Origin of the sequence: Micromonospora trifolii (assembly GCF_022229005.1) — a bacterium.
Classification (GTDB): Bacteria; Actinomycetota; Actinomycetes; order Mycobacteriales; family Micromonosporaceae; genus Micromonospora; species Micromonospora trifolii.
Window position 1 is genome coordinate 157,900 of sequence record NZ_JAKKFD010000044.1, and the last position, 16,066, is coordinate 173,965.

Here is a 16,066-nt window from a genome sequence, read left to right on the forward strand (position 1 = left end):
AACAGCACGCATTGACGCTCAGTAATCTTACGACATCGGATCGTAGCGGGAGACGTCGATGATCGCCATGGAGGCGGGTCCGCGTCCGTAGGCGACGGCGGTCAGGAAGTGCAGAACGATGCCGGCTCGGTCAGGCCGAGGTCCTTGCAGTCCCATCCGGTGCCCTGGTCCTGGAATCGCCAGCCCGTGCCGGTCGTGTAGTGGAACAGGTAGATGACGCCGCTGGCGTCCGGACGCCGCACGTCGGCCGCCGCCCACGTCTCGACGCACTCCACGGCCCTGGAATCGAACGACCAGCCCGCCGGCAGCTCGACCAGGGTCCCGAGGGTCCGCGTCGACGGGCAGGTGGGATTCTGGGGTCCGTCACTGGTGCGGGTGGATGCGGGTGGCGTCGGAGGGTCGGGCCGGTGGCGGGTGGCGAGGGCGACCGTACCGCCGATGGCGAACATGACCGCCACCGCCGCGGCACCGGTGGTGACCGCTCTCTGTCGTTGCACCTGCCGGGATCTGCGCAGGGCGCGCTCGTACATGTCGGTGGTGCCGCCGTGCTCGCTCAGATCGGACATGGCCTGACGCAGCGGCCCGAGGTCGTCGGTCATCAGGCCTCCTCCATCACGGCCGAGAGCAGCTCGGGCGCTATCTCCCGCATGCGCGCCAGTGCCTTGCTGGTCTGGCTCTTGATTGTGCCGACCGAGCACTGCAACAGTTCCGCGGCCTCGGCCTCGCTGCGGTCCTCGAAGAACCGCACCACCAGCACGGCCCGTTGCCGCTGGGTGAGTTGGGCGAGGGCCTGGTACAGGGCGAGCTTGAGATCGGTACGGCGAGCGTGGTCACTGCCGGGCTGGACCACGTCGGCCATTTCCCCTGGCAGGGACTCGGCTACCCGGCGGCGCCGCCGCCACCAGCTCACATGCTGGTGGTACATGGCGGTGCGGGTGTACGCCTCGAAGTGTCCGGGATCATTGAGCCGGCGCCGGCCCCGATGGGTGCGGGCCAGCGCATCCTGCACCAGGTCCTCGGCGAGGTGCCGGTCGCCGGTCAGCAGGAACGCCGTCCGCAGCAACGCCGACGAGCGGGTCCGTACGAACTCACAGAAAAGATCGTCTATGGAGTCCGCCATGCCCCGCTCGTCCCCCCACGTACCCCAAAGTCTTTCAGGCAGCGGCGGCGTCGATGCGGCCGGTTGACTGTGGCGCACACCTTAGCTGGTGTGCGTCACAGTCAAGCCGGCCGCGTCTCCCCGGTCAGGAGATGCAGAATGGCGCTGGTTCGGTGAGGCCGAGATCCTTGCAGTCATAACCGCTGCCATCGCCGTAGTACTTCCAGCCCGTACCGGTCACGTAGTGGAACAGATAGACGCCGTCACCGGCGGTCGGGCCCTGCGGATCGGCTCCCGCCCAGTCCTTGACGCACTGGACACCGCCGAACGTCCAGCCCTTCGGGAGCTCGACCAACGTCTGGAGGGTCGCCACCGAGGGGCAGTCGGCGACCCCGGCCGCAGGGGTGGCCCCAGCGGGCGACGCACTGGGGGTGCCAGTCGCCGCAGCAGCCGACGACGGAGCAGACGTGGTCGGGCCAGGACCGGATGGCGCACCGGAGTCGCAGGCGGACAGTCCAATAAGGACAGTCGCGAAGGGCAGCAGCAGAAGGTGGCGTGCAGACATTTCCGGACCCCTATGGATCGTGGCGATCATCGCTGACATCCGGGTACATGCGATCCATCGCCCGCAGGTTGCCGCCGACCGGAACTTTTTTCAAGATCTTTAGGCGACCCGACTCAGACGGTGTTCACCGCAGGTGATGCCCGATGGCATCACACGCCCCGTCGGCCACGGCCAGCCGCGGTGATGAGCTTCGTGGTGCTCACCGCCGCGCTGCCGGCCCTCAACACGGCCAGCACACCGCCGACGAGGCGCGCCGGCCGCCCCTGTCGCTGCCCGGCGGTTGGCACACCAGTGCCGTGGCGGTGGTCGTGAGCGTCGGCGGGGGCATCGGAGGTCGGGCTGGTGTCGCGCCCGTTCGCGGACGGATCTATGCAGGCTCGCGTACACCGCCGGCGTTGCCACCATCGTCCGGCATGGGTTCGGCCGGGGCTTCGGGCAGTTCGTCCGGCGCGCCCGGCAGAAGGTCGCCCGCGTCGTCGGGCACCGGTTCACGCGGGTCGATGGGCGGATACTGTTCGGGGTCGAGATCCGGTTCAGTCATCAGGCGAGTATCCGTCGTCTTGCGCACTGCCGCTCGCCGGGCCGGCACGGGAGCTGGGCGGCGAGCACGAGCCGGCCGCGGGGTAGTTACGGCAGCGACGGCCTGGTGGACGTTCTCTTCACGGCTGCGGCCAGGGCGGCGTCGATGAAGCGGACACGAGACCACTGCCGCTCACCTCAACAGGGTCGGCGGCGGATCATGTGCTACGGTTGCCGTGTTGCAGTTTTGATTTCCGTAGACGTTTTCTAGCGCCTGATGGGGCATCTGAAACCCCTCCAGGCGCTTTTCGTTTTTCGTGTCGTTTCGACGCGGGTGATCAACGCGGCGGCGTAAGGGTCCGCACAGTGCGGTCTCTAACAGCCTGCGAGGAGCAGACATGACTACAGGTACCGTGAAGTGGTTCAACGCCGACAAGGGCTTCGGCTTCATCAGCCCGGACGACGGCGGCGCTGACGTCTTCGCCCACTTCTCCGCGATCTCGGCGAGCGGCTTCCGCAGCCTCGACGAGAACCAGAAGGTGGAGTTCGACGTCACCCAGGGCCAGAAGGGCCCGCAGGCGGAGAACATCCGCCCGCTCTGATCCACACTCTGCGAACGGCGGCCCGACTGATTCAGCGGGCCGCCGTTCGGCGTTTCATGCGCTCACCGCGCCATCTCAAAATCGTCTGATCGGCCATCTCGTGCAGCGAATGGACGCAGATGCGCATGGCTAGCCCTCCTCCACCGCTTGCCGGCATTCCACTGTGGAAGTCGAACGCGACCGGCCGGATACGATTTCCGCCGTGGCAGCAGTACCGGCACCGACAGGACCGTTCCGCTGGGACCTTGTCCCTTCGGCCCAGCTCGGCGCTCTCCTCGACGCTGCCCCCGAGCCCGATCTATGGTTCCTACCCGAGCTGCTCGAGTGTGCCGGCAAGGTCCTCGCCCGCAGCGCCGATGCGGACCTCTACTTCGTCGGCCGCTCCCCCGACAGCATCTTCGACCTGCTCAGCGGCGCGCTGGCCGCCACCACGTGGCGCGACCGCTGCCACCGACTTCCCCTGTCACTGTGGAGCGATCCGGATGCGCTGACCCCGGCGCAGGTCACCCAGTTCCGCAGCAACCTCAGCCACCTGGGAATCACCCCGCACGGGTTGGCCCACCGCCAGCGTCCGGTGGCATTCGTTGACCTCGTTCACGGCGGTCGCACCTACGAGAACCTGTTCTATCTGCTCCGACGCTGGATCAGCGAGGAGAGGGCCGCCTGGTCGGTGATCCGTACGAAGGTGCGGTTCATCGGCATCACTGCCCGAACGAAGACCAGCCCGAACACCTGGCGCTGGTACCAGGCCGCCCCATGGGCCACCCACCTTCCGCGTACCGCTCTGGTCGGCGTGTCCCTGCGCAGATGGCTGTGGGAGTACTTCGGCGACCACCAGCACAAGATCACACGCTCGTTCCCCGTCGTACGGTGGCTCGACCAGGACACGCACGTCCCGGCACGCGATCCCAAGGCGTTGGCCGCCCTCGCCGAGGCCGTGGCCCTCGTCGCCTACGGCCGCTCGGCCGAAGGGCGAACGGGGCTTGCCGCCGCGATAACCGGCGAACCCACCATGCGCCAGCCGTGGGTACGGTCGCTGGTAACCGAGCTACACCGGCCAATCAGCACCCGTCGGACCTGACCACCCAAGTGAACGACGTGCGCCTACCCATCGTGACTCGCCTACCGCAGGGATGGGGTTCGCGGACCAGGGCCCGTCATGGATCACGCTGTGGAGGGGCGGGTCTGTACGGGAATCTTGGCGGGCCCATCGAGAGCACCGTCCAGACCGGCCCGGTTGTGCAGGAGGGGCAGGAAGAGTTCGTCGACGATCGACTGGATGCGTGCGGGCTTCAGAGGCTTGAGGTCCATGAGCATGTCATGTCGCACACGTTCGAACGGCATGGCGAGCACGGCTGAGGGAATGCGCTCGAGGTCGATCTCGCCGCGGTCGTGGGCGCGTTGGTAGACGATCCGGATATCGGGGAGCTGCTGGGCATTCATGATCCGGTCGCGGGCCTGCTTTGGAGTGAGGCCGGTGTCAGCCAGCAGCCCTGAGAATGCGGCGGCTGCGGCGATGGCGAAGAAGCCGGCGAGGGCGCCAGTTCACACTGCTGAGTTTCGGAACGGGACCTGTGCTCGCAGCTCCTCACTCTGGCCTCAGGACTCTCCGCGTGGTCGGACGACCGACCGGCCCCGACGACATCGCCGGCACCGAAGGTCATCTTGCCAGCGCCAACTGCGCGGCCGACCGTACCCTCGTGCTGATCCGCCCCGACGGCTATATCGCGCTGATCTCCGATGCCGGTGATGTCGGGGCGGTGTCGCACTATCTCCACGCATTTGGCTGAGCCGCAGGTCCGGGGACCCGGGAGGCGCCACAGTGACGCACCGCGGTCTCGGTCCGGGACCTCATCCTGGCGGTAGTGGCGGTGTTCACCGACTGCGGCGGGCCTCGACGATCCAAGCACGAGAGTCGAAGTACACGCCGCCGTCGGTGTGATGGGCGTCGAGGGTGGCGCGTAGCCGCGTGCGTGCCTGCTCGGCGGCCGCGGCGTCGAGATCGGCAAGCAGGTTCCTGGACTCCCACAGGCTGAGCACGGCATCGAAGGCGGTGGCGCTGTCCGGGCCGTAGTAGACGGGCTTGTTCACGTCCGTGAACCTGACGTCCGTGAAGCCGGCCGACGTCAGGATGTCTTCCGTGACGGTCGGGTCAGCCAGCGAGAACGGGTTCGGGCCGCGCGGTGTGGCGGATGCGGTGCCGAGGGCCTGGCCGATCGCGTTGGCCCACTCATTGCGGTCGCGCTCTTGCCAGACCAGCAGCACCAAGCGCGCCCCTGGGCGCAGGGCGCGCCCGATATTGGTGAACGCGGCGATCGGATCGGCGAAGAACATCGTTCCGAATCTGCTGATGCAGACGTCGTACCGCGTCGATCGAAAGCGGTGGACCTGGGCGTCGGCCTGCTCGAAAGTGATGTTGGCCAGTCCCTCGTCGTTGCTGAGCTGACGAGCCCGTTCGAGCATTGGCGCGGAGATATCAACGCCTACCGCGCTTCCGGCGGCGGCGGCACGGGCGGCCTCGCGCGTGGACTGGCCTGTGCCACAACCGATGTCGAGCACACGGTCGCGAGAGCCGACGTGGGCAGCGGCGCGGAAGAATTCGTTGTGCAGGCGCAATTCTGCGTCGTAATCGAACAAAGCGGGCATCCTCGTCACCGGCCAAGTCTCGTCATCAAGTCACCTCGCGCCAGCAGCTGCCCAGGACTCCACCGAAGCTCGGCGTCCTGGGAGCCGTTGGCCCACCGTCGAAGGGCTGGACCCCCTCAGCTCGTGCGGCGGGTGGCGGCCACCTCCTTCACCCGGCCGATCTTGCCCGAACGCGTGAGGAGGAGCGCGCCACCGACAACGAAGACGCCGCCGAGCACCAGCCCGATGATGTCACCCCGGGACAGCGCGGAAGTGGTGAGCCCGACGAGGGCACGTCCGGGCCGCATTGAATCAGCCTACGGGCTATTACCATGCGAGCGTGGCTCACGTTGCCCAGGTTCGTCGGCCGTACCCGCTGCTCATCGCCGCGGCGGTCCTGTTGGCGCTCGGCGCGGCCGCGGCCTGGGGGGTCGGCGACACGCTGGGGCTCAGCCACGCCCCCTCCGCCGTGCCACGGGAGGACGCTGTCGCCGCACCGGCGCGGACGCCCGCACCGGCCCCGCCGTTGGCGTCCCTCGTCGTACCCGACGAGCCACGCGTCAGGAAGGCCGCTGCCGCCATCGCCGACGCGGTCGTCTTCCGCGGCCTGCCCCGGCCGGCGCTCGTCCCGGCCGCGTCGAGCCCGGCCAGGTCCGCAACGGCCGCGCCGGGCACCGGCACAGGGCGCGTCGCGGCCCCGGACCTGTCGGCGGTGAGGACGCTGCGGGCGGGCGTGCTGGCCACCCTCAGCGCTAGGCCCGAGTCGTACCGGCTCGACGTGCGCGGCGCCGAGCTCGCCGTCCAGGGCGGCGACGTCGCGGGCGTGGCAGCCGGGATGTACCGGCTGGCCGACCGGATCCGCTCCGGTGCGGAGGTGCTCCCCGCGGCGGACGCGGGTCGGGTGGTCATCCCCCGGCTCGGGCTGCGGTTGACCGACGCGGGTTCGGTGGGCCGCGAGCCCGACCCGGCCGTCTTCGCCGCCGGCGACGACTATGGCCTGAACACCGACGTGGTCGGGTCGGCGGTGCTGCCTCGCGCGCCGTGGGTGGACGCTGGCGCGGTGGCCCGCATCGACGCGCAGTTCCGGCAGTTCGTCGACCACTCGGTGGCGCAGGGATTCAACGGAATCGTCGTGCCCGGCTTCCTGGAGTACGTCACGTTCGTGAAGGTCGGCGACGGGCGCGCGGTCTACCCGCCCGGCGACCCGCACGTCGAGCGTGCACGGGCGATGGTCGCGGCGTTCGGCCCCGTCTTCCGTTACGCCGAGGACATGGGCGTGCGGGTCTTCCTGCTGACCGACATGCTCGCGGTGTCGCCCCCGCTGGAGGCGTACCTCACGCGGACCGTCGGCGGCCTCGACGTGGCCGACCCTCGGCTGTGGGCGGTTTACCAGGCCGGTCTGGCCGAGCTGTTCGAGAGCATGCCGTTCGTCGACGGCCTGATGGTCCGCGTCGGCGAGGGCGGCGAGGTGTACGCCGCAACCGGCTGGGACTACTCGTCACGGCTCGCGGTCACCACGGAGACGTCGGTGCGCGCGATGCTGCGGGCGCTGCTGGACACCGCGGGCCCAGCCGGAAAGGAGATCATCTTCCGCACGTGGACGGTGGGCGTCGGCGCCGTCGGCGACCTGCACACCAACCCGGTGTCGTACGCGCAGGTCCTCGGCGGGCTCGACGATCCGCATCTGATCGTGTCCACCAAGTACACACTGGGCGACTTCTACAGCCACCTACCGCTGAACACCACACTGCTGGGCGGTAGGCACCGCCGCATCGTGGAGTTCCAGGCCCGGCGTGAGTTCGAGGCGTTCGGGTCGCTGCCCAACGACCTCGGCCCGCTGCACCGCCAGGCGCTGCGCGCGTTCCTTGCCGCCAACCCGAACGTCGAGGGTGTCTGGAACTGGACCCAGGACGGCGGTCCGTTGCGCGCCGGGCCGATGTCGCTGTACCTGCGCGCGGGGTTCTGGCAGCTCTACGACCTCAACACGTACGCCGTCGGCCGCCTGGCCTGGGACCCGCACGCCGACCCGGCGCAGGTCACTGCGGACTGGGCGTACCGCACCTTCTCCGGCGACCCGGGCACCGTCGCCGCGATCGGGCAGGCCATGGCGCTGTCCCGGCAGGCGGTCACCAAGGGCCTCTACATCGGTCCGTACGCCGACCGGTCGGTGCGGGCGCTCGGGCTGGAACCGCCACCCATGATGTGGATCTTCGAGTGGGACATCGCGACCGGCGACTCCGCGGCGCTGGACAGCATCTACGCGGTGACCGGCGGCCGCGTCGACGAGGCGATCGAGGAGGGCACGCAGGCCGTCGTGCTGGCCCGGCGCATGCGCGACCTGGTCGCCGCGACCGAGCCGGCGACCTGGCGGGACGCCGAACTGCGTGGGCGCTTCACCGCCACCCTCGACTACCAGGTCGATCTGTTCGAGACGCTGAGCGCGTACCGGGCCATGGTGCTGCGGCACGCGCAGTGGCTCGACACGGGTGCCCCGGCCGCCCGCCACGACTGGCGGCTGGCCGCTGCGGCGTACCACGACGCGCGCGACGCGCACCGGCAGCGCTACGGCGCCGACCTGGACCTGCCCGCGTACAACTTCACCGCCGCCGACCTCGGGGCGCGGCGTGCCGACCGGGACCCGGCGATGGCCTGGGCGGCCCGGGCGATGCTCGGGTTGATCCTGCTGGTGGTGCTGCTCGGCCTGTACGGGCGCGGGTTCGGCGCAGCCGCCGCGCGCGGGCTGCTGCTCGGCGCGCTCCGGCCGTGGCGGGTCGCCGCGCTGCCGACGCCCACGACACGGGCGGACCGGGTGTTGGTGTGGCTGGTCCCGGCCGTGGTGCTGGTGGCGAGCCGGCTCGTGTTGACCTGGTTCGCCGCGCCGGCGCACCTGCTGGTCACCCTCGGTGGGTGGGCGCTGTTCGCCCTCGTCGTACGCCTCGTCGTCGGTCGCCGGGATCCGTTCCACCTGTGGGCAGTGGTCGGCGGCGTCGCGCTGCTGCGCAGCGTGCTGCTGCTGGCGGCGCTCGCCGGGCGCGGACCGGGCGGTTACTGGTTCGCCTTCTGGACTGCGCCGAGTCTGCGCGCGGCGTACGTCACCGTCGCTTTCGCGGCGTTCGGCTGGCTGTTCGTGGCCGTCGCCGTGGTCCTTCGGGACCGGTACGGCCTGCGCCGCCGAAGCGCTGTCGGGCTGACCCTCACCGCCGCTGGTGTGCCCCTCGGCGTGCTGTCCGCAGTGGTCTCGGTAGTGGGCCTGGAACGCGCGCTGACGGTGTGGAACGACCAGCTCGCGCTGCTGCCCTGGGGTCTGTCCCGCATCCTCGGCATCACCGTCCACCTCGGCATCCCCACCCAACTCCCCGCATACACCGCCGCCGCCGGAATCGCCTTGGCCGCCGCCGGCCTGCTCCTGTCACTCGGCCGCCACCGGCAAGCTGTCACGTCCGTCCGTTCGGCCTGGGATGGCGCAGAGCCGGGAGGTCAAGGCGGTACGGGCCCACTCTTCCCACGTGTCCGGTGACAGTCCCGGGCGCAACCGAGCCTGGCCTCGACGCAGCGAGACCCGGAGGAGGACGCCGTCCACCGCGCGCTTGAGGGCTACTACCGCTCCGGCAAGCCACCGTGGGACAGCGGCGTGACTCCAGGTGACGATCGAGGCTGTATCGGTTGCGGTGTGCCGCCGCGCCACGCCACAAAGCCATCGGCACCCGGCTCCGCTCGCCGTCAGGAGACCGTCAACTCGAGGAATGGCCGCTGGAAGTTGGCCTCCCTGCTGTTGAGGCCGACCCACGGGCCGTAACCAGCCGCCAGTTGGGCGACGCCGATGCTGATGGGCTTGCCGGTGGCCAGTTGGTCCTTGACATAGCTGGTGAGGTCGACGCGACGCCACCTCTTCTGCTCGTCCATGCCGGTCACGCCGAGTATCGCGCCCAACGCCGGACGGCCGTCGCACTTGATATTGGCCTCGGCCCACGAGTCCTTCACGCTGAGGACAGCGGACGTGGTGAAGTCCGCGTCGGGGTCGGCAGCCATCCCGCCGTAGAGCCACAGGGTGGCGCTGCGGACCGTGCCCGGGACGGAGGTCGGCTCGAACCGGAGGTAGCTCAACCGCCGGACCGAGTCAATGACCGTCGGGTCGTTCGGATGGTTGCGGATCTCCAGTTGTTTTTCCTCGCCGAAGTTGGTGCCGGCGTCGCGGCCGCAGCGGACGAAGGCGTCGGCTGCCGGCGTCATCCGGCGGGCCGGCACGTCCGCGTACGCGTCGGTGGTGTCGGCGTAGATCCGGACCTCGGCGACCACCGTGGAACTGGTGGAAGAGTTGCCCTGCCCGACGAGGCGAACATAGCGGGCGGTGGCCGGTGTGATCGGGTACACCTCGGCGTTGTCCGTGGCGGCGGAGGAGACAGATCTCGTTGCGGCGGTCTGCCAGTTGGTGCCGTCGGTGGAGGTCAGCACGTCGAAAGCGAAGCTTCGCTGCGAACCGAAGGCGAATGCGACGTTCACCGCACCGACGGTGCGCTGCGCACCGAGGTCGACGTCGAGGGTCGAGCCTGCCCAGGTGGTGCCCAGGTCGGCGTCGATGGTGGCCACGGCCCGGTTGGCCGACTCACCGGCGGTCACCGAGGCGATGGGCAGTGAGTTGCGGGTCTTCCCCGGCACCCGGAAGTGGACCTTGTAGCTCGGACCGGCGGCCCCGTCCTGGCGGTAGGTGGCCACGGTGGCGGTGCCGGGCAGCTCGGCGGCTTGGCTCACCTGGGCGTACCCGCCACTCTGGCTCACCGGCGTGACCTGCGGTGGATCGGTGGTGCCGGGTGCGACCACCACCTCGTACCGGAAGCGGTTCGGCGTGAAACCGGCCACCGGCGCGCCGTTGACGTGCAGCCCGGCCAGCTGAGTCGTCGGTGGCGCCGGCAGGGACCAGTTGGCGAGCGGCGTCAGGGACGGCGCCGCTGGCGGCTGCTCGCCGCCGAACAACGGGGACAGGCGCAGCGCCAGGGTGGCGTTTGTGACACCGGGCAGGTCCACGACGAGCTTCCGGAGCCCCGGCTGCGAGTTCTGCCCTGGCGGGTTGGGGCTGCCCGGCATCGGGGCGGGAAGTCCGAGGGACATCTTCGCACCGGCTGGGCCGACGAGTTGCACCGCGAGGCGCTCGTCCCCCCGGTGCAGGGTCGCGGACCTCCCGTCCGGGGCCAACACGACGTCGGCGCGGGTGTGCAGGAAGGACCGGTAGTCGATCGCCGTGGTGGACCGCACCTCGTCCTGGACGAGCACCTGACGACGGTCGTCGAAGAGTTGAATGCCGCGTCGGGCCTGCTGCACCCGGCCGCCGTACATGGCGGTCAGGTCGGTGATGGCATGCCACTGCTGGGAGGAGGAGCCGGTCGACACGATCCGCGCGCCCTGGGTCAGGGCGGTTGTCGGCGTCGGGCCCGCACCCAGCAGCATGGTGTTCTGCCCCTGCGGGTGGTTCACGTAATGGTCCCACCGGCCGCCGGTGTTGTTCTGCCACGTGAAGTAGTTGGCCAGGTCGTAGTCGTCCGCGCCGAGCTCCTCGAACCAGCGTGTCCCGCCTGCGTCAAGGACGAACGAACCGGCGTCCAGGTTCTCGTGGCCGGCGACCGGGTCGGACCCGGCTCGCAGTCCCTTCGTCGCGACGTGGACGCCGTTCGGATCGTCCCAGTCGCTGCGCGCCGTGGCCACCTCCACGTGCCGAAAGTAGGCATCGGTGGCGGCGGGATGGGTGGCTCCGGTCGCGGTTGCCGGGTCGTACCAGAGGATGTCCAGTGGTGTGGCCCCCTCGTCGGCCCGGGCGGCTGCCCAGGCGGCCCATTCGGGCCGCTGGTACCGCTGGGCCAGCCACATCAGATAGGGCACCTGCCGGCCCCCGGCCGTGAGTGAGTTGTAGAAGCCAGTACCGCCGTCGCCGTAGTTGAAGAGCGTTCCCTTTGGTCCGCTGACGTGGATGGCGAAGTCACCGGTCTTCGCCAGACCGGGTAGGCCGGAGACGCCGAAGTCGGTGCCCGTCGCGGTGGTGAAGGCGGCCAGCCAGGTGACGAGGTATTCGGTGGCGAAGAGCCAGTAGGCCGGACCTTCGGCGTAGGCGCCGTCGGGGCCGTACTCCGCGATGCCGTACTGGATGGAGCGGACGCTGCCGACGAGCAGATCGTTGACCTTGGTGCGGGCCGTGTCGCCGGCATCGGTGCCGATGGCCAGCGCTCCCAGTGCGACGCCGTTGCAGACGATGTTCCAGTTGTGCGGTGCGGTGAAGTTTCCTCCGCCCAGCAGGGGCAGTGTCGCATCGATGCCGTGCCTGATGATCGCGTCGCGGATCGTCGTCCTGTCGCTTGCGGACAGGGATTGGTAGAACCAGTCGTAGCCGATCGCGAGGGCGTGTGTCATGTGCGCGACGTCGAGGAACTTGCTGTGCGGATTCCAGGTCTGCAGGCTGGCGGCGGCGAGGAGTTCCGCCCTCGCGCGTTGGGCGTACTCCTGCGGGTTGGTTCCTCCGCCGGGGGCGATGTTCCAGACCAGACCCAGCGCGTAGATCCGGCGCTTCACGTCGTCGGCGGTGACCTCGCCGCTCGTCAACCGCTCGTTGGTCGGCAACTTCTCCGCGTTGGTGTCGAGGACCCGGTCGGCGCGTTCCCGTACCGCGGTGAACCACCGTTGTGCCCGGCTGTCGGTCGCGAGCCGGTTCCGCGCGTTGGCGAAGGTTTCCTCGGTGGCGAGCAGCCGAGGATGCGGCCGGCCGGCGATCCGGGACACGATGTCGGCTGGTGGTTCGATGGCGGCCAGTTGGCTGGCCGCCGATCGGCTGACAGCTGGTCCGGCACCCGCGGCCGGCCCGGGAGCGGAGACGGCGACGAGGCAGGACGCGCCGAGCACCAGGACGGTCAGCCGAGCACGCCAGCGGGCAGCCGCAGGCCTGATGACAGTCGACACAGACAACCCCCGTTGTAGCGTGACGAGCGCGTTGACAGTATCCGACCAGCCCCACCATCACTGTCCGCGCGTAACTCCGACCCCGGCCCAATTGTTGAGGTAGAACGCCAGCGGTCACCGGAGCACAAGGACGACTACATGAACGCTCCGGCGGTCGGGTGGTTCCGGGACGCGTAGCGCTTCAGCCGCGCCGGGCACTTTGCGGCAGGTGCGGACGCTGTCGGTGCGGTCAGTGGTCTTCGGCGTAGTGGGAGTGCACGGCGGGTTGTCCGGTGTAGTTGGGACCAGCGCGATCGTCGGCACCGAGGTAGCTGTACGGGAGGCGGGCGTCACGGCGGCCGGTGCAACTGATCCGGCGGCGACGGGAGTCGTAGGAGAACCCGGCGGCGCGGAGTCGAGCGGTGAGGCGCTGCCCAGCGGGTCGCCCGTCGGGAAGCCGAATGCTGGACAGGTCCAGGTCGGCCACGAGCCGGCCGGTGGGAGTCAGCCAGCCGGCCGCACGGGTCAGGACGGCGAGCTTGTCTCCGACGTAGTGCAGTCCGTGCAGACAGGTGATCAAGTTGAACATCCGCGTTGGCGCCCAGTTGGACACGGAGGCGCAGATCAGCTCCAGGTTCAGCGGTGGTGCCGGTACGGGATCGAAGGCGTCAACCAGGTCCACCCCGACGAGGACTGTCCGCTCGGTCAACCCTGCCAGCCGCAGCTGCTCGCTAGCTTGGATCAGCGCTCGACCGGTGCCGCAGCACAGATCCAACCAGCCAGCGGCTGCCAAAGGCTCGGCCCGGTCGGCGCCAACAGGGCCGGCGGCAAGAACGTCAAGAGGGTTGAACCCCAGCTCCCTGGTGTAGCTGTTGACCCCGGACAGCTGCCGCTCGCGGTTCATGGCGCAGTTCGCCACCACCGCGGACTGCTCCAGGGCGTCGTTGCCAAGCAACTCGGAACTGGCGCGTTGGTCGACCACACCAACATCATCCCAGGGACGGCTTTTCAGGCCGAACCCTCGACCGGCGGCAGGCACGTGCGTTGTGTCCTGAGTGTGGTGGTCGGCCTGAGCGCGCCTGCGATGATCGTTTGGTGGCGCAGGATTTCTCCGCGATGTGGCGGGCGAGGTGCTCGCCAGCGCTGGTGTGCATGGCCACGGCTCGGTCAGTTGGGAGCGTTCGCGCTTCCGTAACGACCTCGTCGTGGCAGATCCTGGGGCGCTCCACCTGTTTCTAGCGGGGCTCGGCGTACCGGATCAGCTGGCGTCGTTTCTGGCGCCCTTGGCCGACCTGCTGACCCTGCAGGAGGGCCGACCGCAGTTCCGGCCCAACGGGAGAGAGGGCAGGAGGTACCTGATCGAGCGTGGGGTTTCTGACGCGCTGCATCCCGTGTTGCTCGCCGCCACCGGTCAGCAATGCGGCGAGCTGTCCGATACGCAGGTCGACGATGTCCGGCGACGGCTAACCGCCGCCGCACCCTCAGCCACCGGCAGGGCGGCGGTCCTCCTGTCGTGGCTGGGCCGGCTCTCCATTCCGGCAGAGGCATTCTGGGGCGAAGGTGTTCTGGTGCGGCAGTTGCTCGCCGATCTCGCGCTGCCCGACATCGCGGCCGCAGCTGCCGAAACTCGCACCGGCGACGTTGCAATGGGGGTGGTCGACCTGGTCATGCATTCCGGCGACGACGGCACGCTGGCCACGGCCATCGGTCCGACACTGCGTCAACTGTTCCCACCGGCACCAGCGCCGAAGACCACACGCTAGCCGTCGGCCGTCAGGTCGGCGAACTGCTCGCGGACGCAGGCTGCCCGCAGTGGTCCGCGAAACCCGCACCCGGGTCGGCGGAGGTCGGCCGCGACGCGCCTCGCATCCACACCAGACCCAGGGATCGGTGCTCGTCGCCCAATAACTGATCCCACCCGTTGGACCGGGGCTGGTAGCGTGCGCCGAACATGAAGATCATGGGGGAACATCGATGAACCGAACTCGACTCGTCCTGAGTGGCTTGGCCGTTGCGGCGGCGATCGCAATGTCCGGCTGCGATCCGCAGCCCAAATCTGAGGGCACCACAACCTCGCCGTCCCCGGCGGCCTTGAGCGCCACCCCGACCGGCGGTGCGGCCACCACCGCGCCCAGCACCGCAGGCAACGACGCGGCCACAGTGAAGGCCTGCGCCGACATCAAGAAGGACATCAAGGACAACGCGGCCAAGGTCACCAAGGCCGAGAAGATCGGTCCGCCAGCCGGGCACTTCGCGGTGAGTGCCCAGTGGGCCGCCGGCTCGGTCGCGATCCTGGCGCACGCGATCGGGGCCAACGAGGCAGTCACCGCGGCCTCCGAAAAGATCCAGAACGAGATGATGGCCCTGAGCGACGCGTACAACAAGTCCGCCGACGCCAAGCCCAGCAAGAAGGCCCTGGAAGCCGCCATCAAGGAGCTGGACAGCACCTGCTCGGCCGCCTGACCGGTTCGACCACGCAATCGGCGGTGACCGTCACCCGGACGGTCACCGCCGATTCACATGTCCGTGCGGCCTTGCGGCACCTGGGTCAGCGCCCCCTGAGCAACTTACGGTCAGCCTGCGTGACACCGCGAAGAGCGGCGCGCTGTTCTCAGCAGGCCGCACATCCCTCCAGTTGCGTGGCTACTGCTGACGGAACCGGTTCCGTACGGCAGTGAGCTCTCCCGGAAACATCAGGTCCGGCCGACCGAACGGTAGGGCCGAAAGAATTCGCGCAGCTCCTGCGCGTACAGCTGGGGCTCCTCGAAGGGCGCGAAGTGGCCACCCCTGTCGAGCTCGGTGATGCGCACGACGTTGGCCGTGCGCTCGAGCCAGGCGCGCGGCGGGTGGAGTGTGTCGCCGGGGAAGAGCGCGAAGCCGGACGGCACTTCGACCCTGCGGGCGTGTTGTTCCGGCGGGATCGCGGCGTTGGCGACATACATGCGCATCGACGAACCGATCGTTCCGGTTAGCCATTGACATCCTCTCCGCCCTAAAGGACGGAGATTCCCTCCACGCTGCGCGTTCGTTCAGCAGATCCTCGGCTACTCGCCGCTGCGAACCGGCGTCGCCTTCCTGCCGTTCGCGCTGGGGATCGTGGTGGCGGCGACCATGGCAGGCAAGGCGATGGCACGCGTCCAGCCACGGATCATCGCCGGCATCGGCAGCCTGCTGGCCGCCTTCTCGATGGTGATGTTCTCGCGGCTCTCGGTGGACGACAGCCCAGCCGCCGCCGTACTGGCCGCCACCGGCGGCCCCACGGTCGGCGAGGATGTCAGCTACTGGGGTCAGGTGTTCCCGTACCTGATCACCATGGCCGTCGGTATGGGCATGGTGCTGGCCGGCCTCACCCCGGCCTCGCTGCACCGGGTGGCACCGGAGGACACCGGCGTCGGCTCCGGCCTGTTCAACGCCGCACAACAACTCGGCGGATCAGTCGGCCTCGCCGTGCTCAGCACTGTGTCTCTGCACTTCGCCGGGCAGCGCACCGAGCAGGTGATCGAACCGATCACCACAGCGCTTCCTGGCGACCCCGTGGGCGTACAGCGGGCGCTGTTGGAGGCCACCTTCACCGAAGGAGTCACCCACGCCTTCCTGGTCGGCTCGTTCCTCCTGCTGATCGCGTCGCTGATCGTCTGGACGAACACCCGAATGGAACCGCATGAGACAGGCACCGACGAGACTCACCTGGGCTGAATCTGCACCGACGCTCCGGAAGGACGATCCGAACCACTACCT

Annotated in this window: 16 protein-coding genes and 1 pseudogene; 7 read left to right on the forward strand and 10 right to left on the reverse strand. The window is 69.2% G+C overall.

Features of this window, described 5'->3' with window-relative positions:
* Nucleotides 1–101: 101 nt before the first annotated feature.
* The 4 genes from NIE79_RS25445 to NIE79_RS25460 all read right to left on the reverse strand — a co-directional run bounded on the left by NIE79_RS25445 (nt 102) and on the right by NIE79_RS25460 (nt 2,205).
* Nucleotides 102–599, reverse strand: coding sequence for a hypothetical protein (locus tag NIE79_RS25445; RefSeq protein ID WP_238680950.1), 498 nt, complete (start codon nt 597–599; stop codon nt 102–104).
* A complete protein-coding gene (locus NIE79_RS25450) occupies nt 599–1,120 on the reverse strand; it encodes a SigE family RNA polymerase sigma factor (RefSeq protein ID WP_238680951.1) in 522 nt (173 codons plus the stop codon). Before NIE79_RS25450 ends, NIE79_RS25445 begins: the two co-directional genes overlap by 1 nt.
* A gap of 124 nt (nt 1,121–1,244) precedes the next feature.
* Nucleotides 1,245–1,454 carry a hypothetical protein gene (locus NIE79_RS25455; RefSeq protein WP_238680952.1) on the reverse strand — a complete coding sequence of 70 codons (210 nt, stop codon included), beginning with the start codon at nt 1,452–1,454 and terminating at the stop codon, nt 1,245–1,247.
* 577 nt (nt 1,455–2,031) lie between these two features.
* Nucleotides 2,032–2,205, reverse strand: a complete 174-nt coding sequence (locus NIE79_RS25460) for a hypothetical protein (RefSeq protein ID WP_238680953.1) — start codon at nt 2,203–2,205, stop codon at nt 2,032–2,034.
* Between the two features lie 376 nt (nt 2,206–2,581).
* On the opposite strand from NIE79_RS25460, the gene cspE reads away from it, so the two are divergent.
* Entirely contained in the window at nt 2,582–2,785 is a 204-nt protein-coding gene (gene cspE / locus NIE79_RS25465; RefSeq protein WP_043326981.1) for a transcription antiterminator/RNA stability regulator CspE, read from the forward strand.
* Nucleotides 2,786–2,987: 202 nt separating this feature from the next.
* Nucleotides 2,988–3,866, forward strand: a complete 879-nt coding sequence (locus NIE79_RS25470) for a hypothetical protein (RefSeq protein ID WP_238680954.1) — start codon at nt 2,988–2,990, stop codon at nt 3,864–3,866.
* Between the two features lie 83 nt (nt 3,867–3,949).
* On the opposite strand, the pseudogene NIE79_RS25475 reads toward NIE79_RS25470, so the two are convergent.
* Nucleotides 3,950–4,309: pseudogene (locus tag NIE79_RS25475) on the reverse strand (TetR-like C-terminal domain-containing protein); the annotation flags it as partial.
* Nucleotides 4,310–4,398: 89 nt separating this feature from the next.
* Here NIE79_RS25475 and NIE79_RS25480 point away from each other — a divergent pair.
* Entirely contained in the window at nt 4,399–4,575 is a 177-nt protein-coding gene (locus NIE79_RS25480; protein ID WP_238680955.1) for a hypothetical protein, read from the forward strand.
* An 85-nt stretch (nt 4,576–4,660) separates the two neighbouring features.
* Here NIE79_RS25480 and NIE79_RS25485 read toward each other — a convergent pair whose 3' ends face one another.
* Together NIE79_RS25485 and NIE79_RS25490 are read right to left on the reverse strand one after the other, a co-directional pair.
* Entirely contained in the window at nt 4,661–5,422 is a 762-nt protein-coding gene (locus NIE79_RS25485; RefSeq protein ID WP_238680956.1) for a class I SAM-dependent methyltransferase, read from the reverse strand.
* A gap of 125 nt (nt 5,423–5,547) precedes the next feature.
* Nucleotides 5,548–5,718 carry a hypothetical protein gene (locus NIE79_RS25490; protein ID WP_238680957.1) on the reverse strand — a complete coding sequence of 57 codons (171 nt, stop codon included), beginning with the start codon at nt 5,716–5,718 and terminating at the stop codon, nt 5,548–5,550.
* A gap of 32 nt (nt 5,719–5,750) precedes the next feature.
* On the opposite strand from NIE79_RS25490, the gene NIE79_RS34085 reads away from it, so the two are divergent.
* Nucleotides 5,751–8,927 (forward strand): hypothetical protein, encoded by a 3,177-nt coding sequence (locus tag NIE79_RS34085; protein ID WP_238680958.1) that lies wholly within the window; start codon nt 5,751–5,753, stop codon nt 8,925–8,927.
* 203 nt (nt 8,928–9,130) lie between these two features.
* On the opposite strand, the gene NIE79_RS25500 is transcribed toward NIE79_RS34085, so the two are convergent.
* Nucleotides 9,131–12,349, reverse strand: a complete 3,219-nt coding sequence (locus NIE79_RS25500; RefSeq protein WP_238680959.1) for a CBM96 family carbohydrate-binding protein — start codon at nt 12,347–12,349, stop codon at nt 9,131–9,133.
* Nucleotides 12,350–12,578: 229 nt separating this feature from the next.
* Nucleotides 12,579–13,310, reverse strand: a complete 732-nt coding sequence (locus NIE79_RS25505; protein WP_238680960.1) for a class I SAM-dependent methyltransferase — start codon at nt 13,308–13,310, stop codon at nt 12,579–12,581.
* A 136-nt stretch (nt 13,311–13,446) separates the two neighbouring features.
* Between NIE79_RS25505 and NIE79_RS25510 the strand changes: the two genes are divergently transcribed.
* Complete coding sequence (locus NIE79_RS25510) at nt 13,447–14,091, forward strand: hypothetical protein (protein ID WP_238680961.1); 645 nt, start codon at nt 13,447–13,449, stop codon at nt 14,089–14,091.
* Nucleotides 14,092–14,419: 328 nt separating this feature from the next.
* Complete coding sequence (locus NIE79_RS25515; RefSeq protein ID WP_238680962.1) at nt 14,420–14,791, forward strand: hypothetical protein; 372 nt, start codon at nt 14,420–14,422, stop codon at nt 14,789–14,791.
* A gap of 230 nt (nt 14,792–15,021) precedes the next feature.
* On the opposite strand, the gene NIE79_RS25520 is transcribed toward NIE79_RS25515, so the two are convergent.
* Complete coding sequence (locus tag NIE79_RS25520) at nt 15,022–15,276, reverse strand: alpha/beta fold hydrolase (protein ID WP_238680963.1); 255 nt, start codon at nt 15,274–15,276, stop codon at nt 15,022–15,024.
* 178 nt (nt 15,277–15,454) lie between these two features.
* Here NIE79_RS25520 and NIE79_RS25525 point away from each other — a divergent pair, with 178 nt between their 5' ends.
* Entirely contained in the window at nt 15,455–16,024 is a 570-nt protein-coding gene (locus NIE79_RS25525) for an MFS transporter (protein WP_372471803.1), read from the forward strand.
* Nucleotides 16,025–16,066: the final 42 nt, after the last annotated feature.

What these genes read in the sequence shown, in the direction of transcription:
- NIE79_RS25450 (WP_238680951.1), bottom strand. Translation starts at nt 1,120, where the DNA reads ATGGCGGACTCCATAGACGATCTTTTCTGTGAGTTCGTACGGACCCGC.
- NIE79_RS25490 (WP_238680957.1), bottom strand. Translation starts at nt 5,718, where the DNA reads ATGCGGCCCGGACGTGCCCTCGTCGGGCTCACCACTTCCGCGCTGTCC.
- NIE79_RS25445 (WP_238680950.1), bottom strand. Translation starts at nt 599, where the DNA reads ATGACCGACGACCTCGGGCCGCTGCGTCAGGCCATGTCCGATCTGAGC.
- NIE79_RS25520 (WP_238680963.1), bottom strand. Translation starts at nt 15,276, where the DNA reads ATGCGCATGTATGTCGCCAACGCCGCGATCCCGCCGGAACAACACGCC.
- NIE79_RS25460 (WP_238680953.1), bottom strand. Translation starts at nt 2,205, where the DNA reads ATGACTGAACCGGATCTCGACCCCGAACAGTATCCGCCCATCGACCCG.
- NIE79_RS25525 (WP_372471803.1), top strand. Translation starts at nt 15,455, where the DNA reads ATGGCACGCGTCCAGCCACGGATCATCGCCGGCATCGGCAGCCTGCTG.
- cspE (WP_043326981.1), top strand. Translation starts at nt 2,582, where the DNA reads ATGACTACAGGTACCGTGAAGTGGTTCAACGCCGACAAGGGCTTCGGC.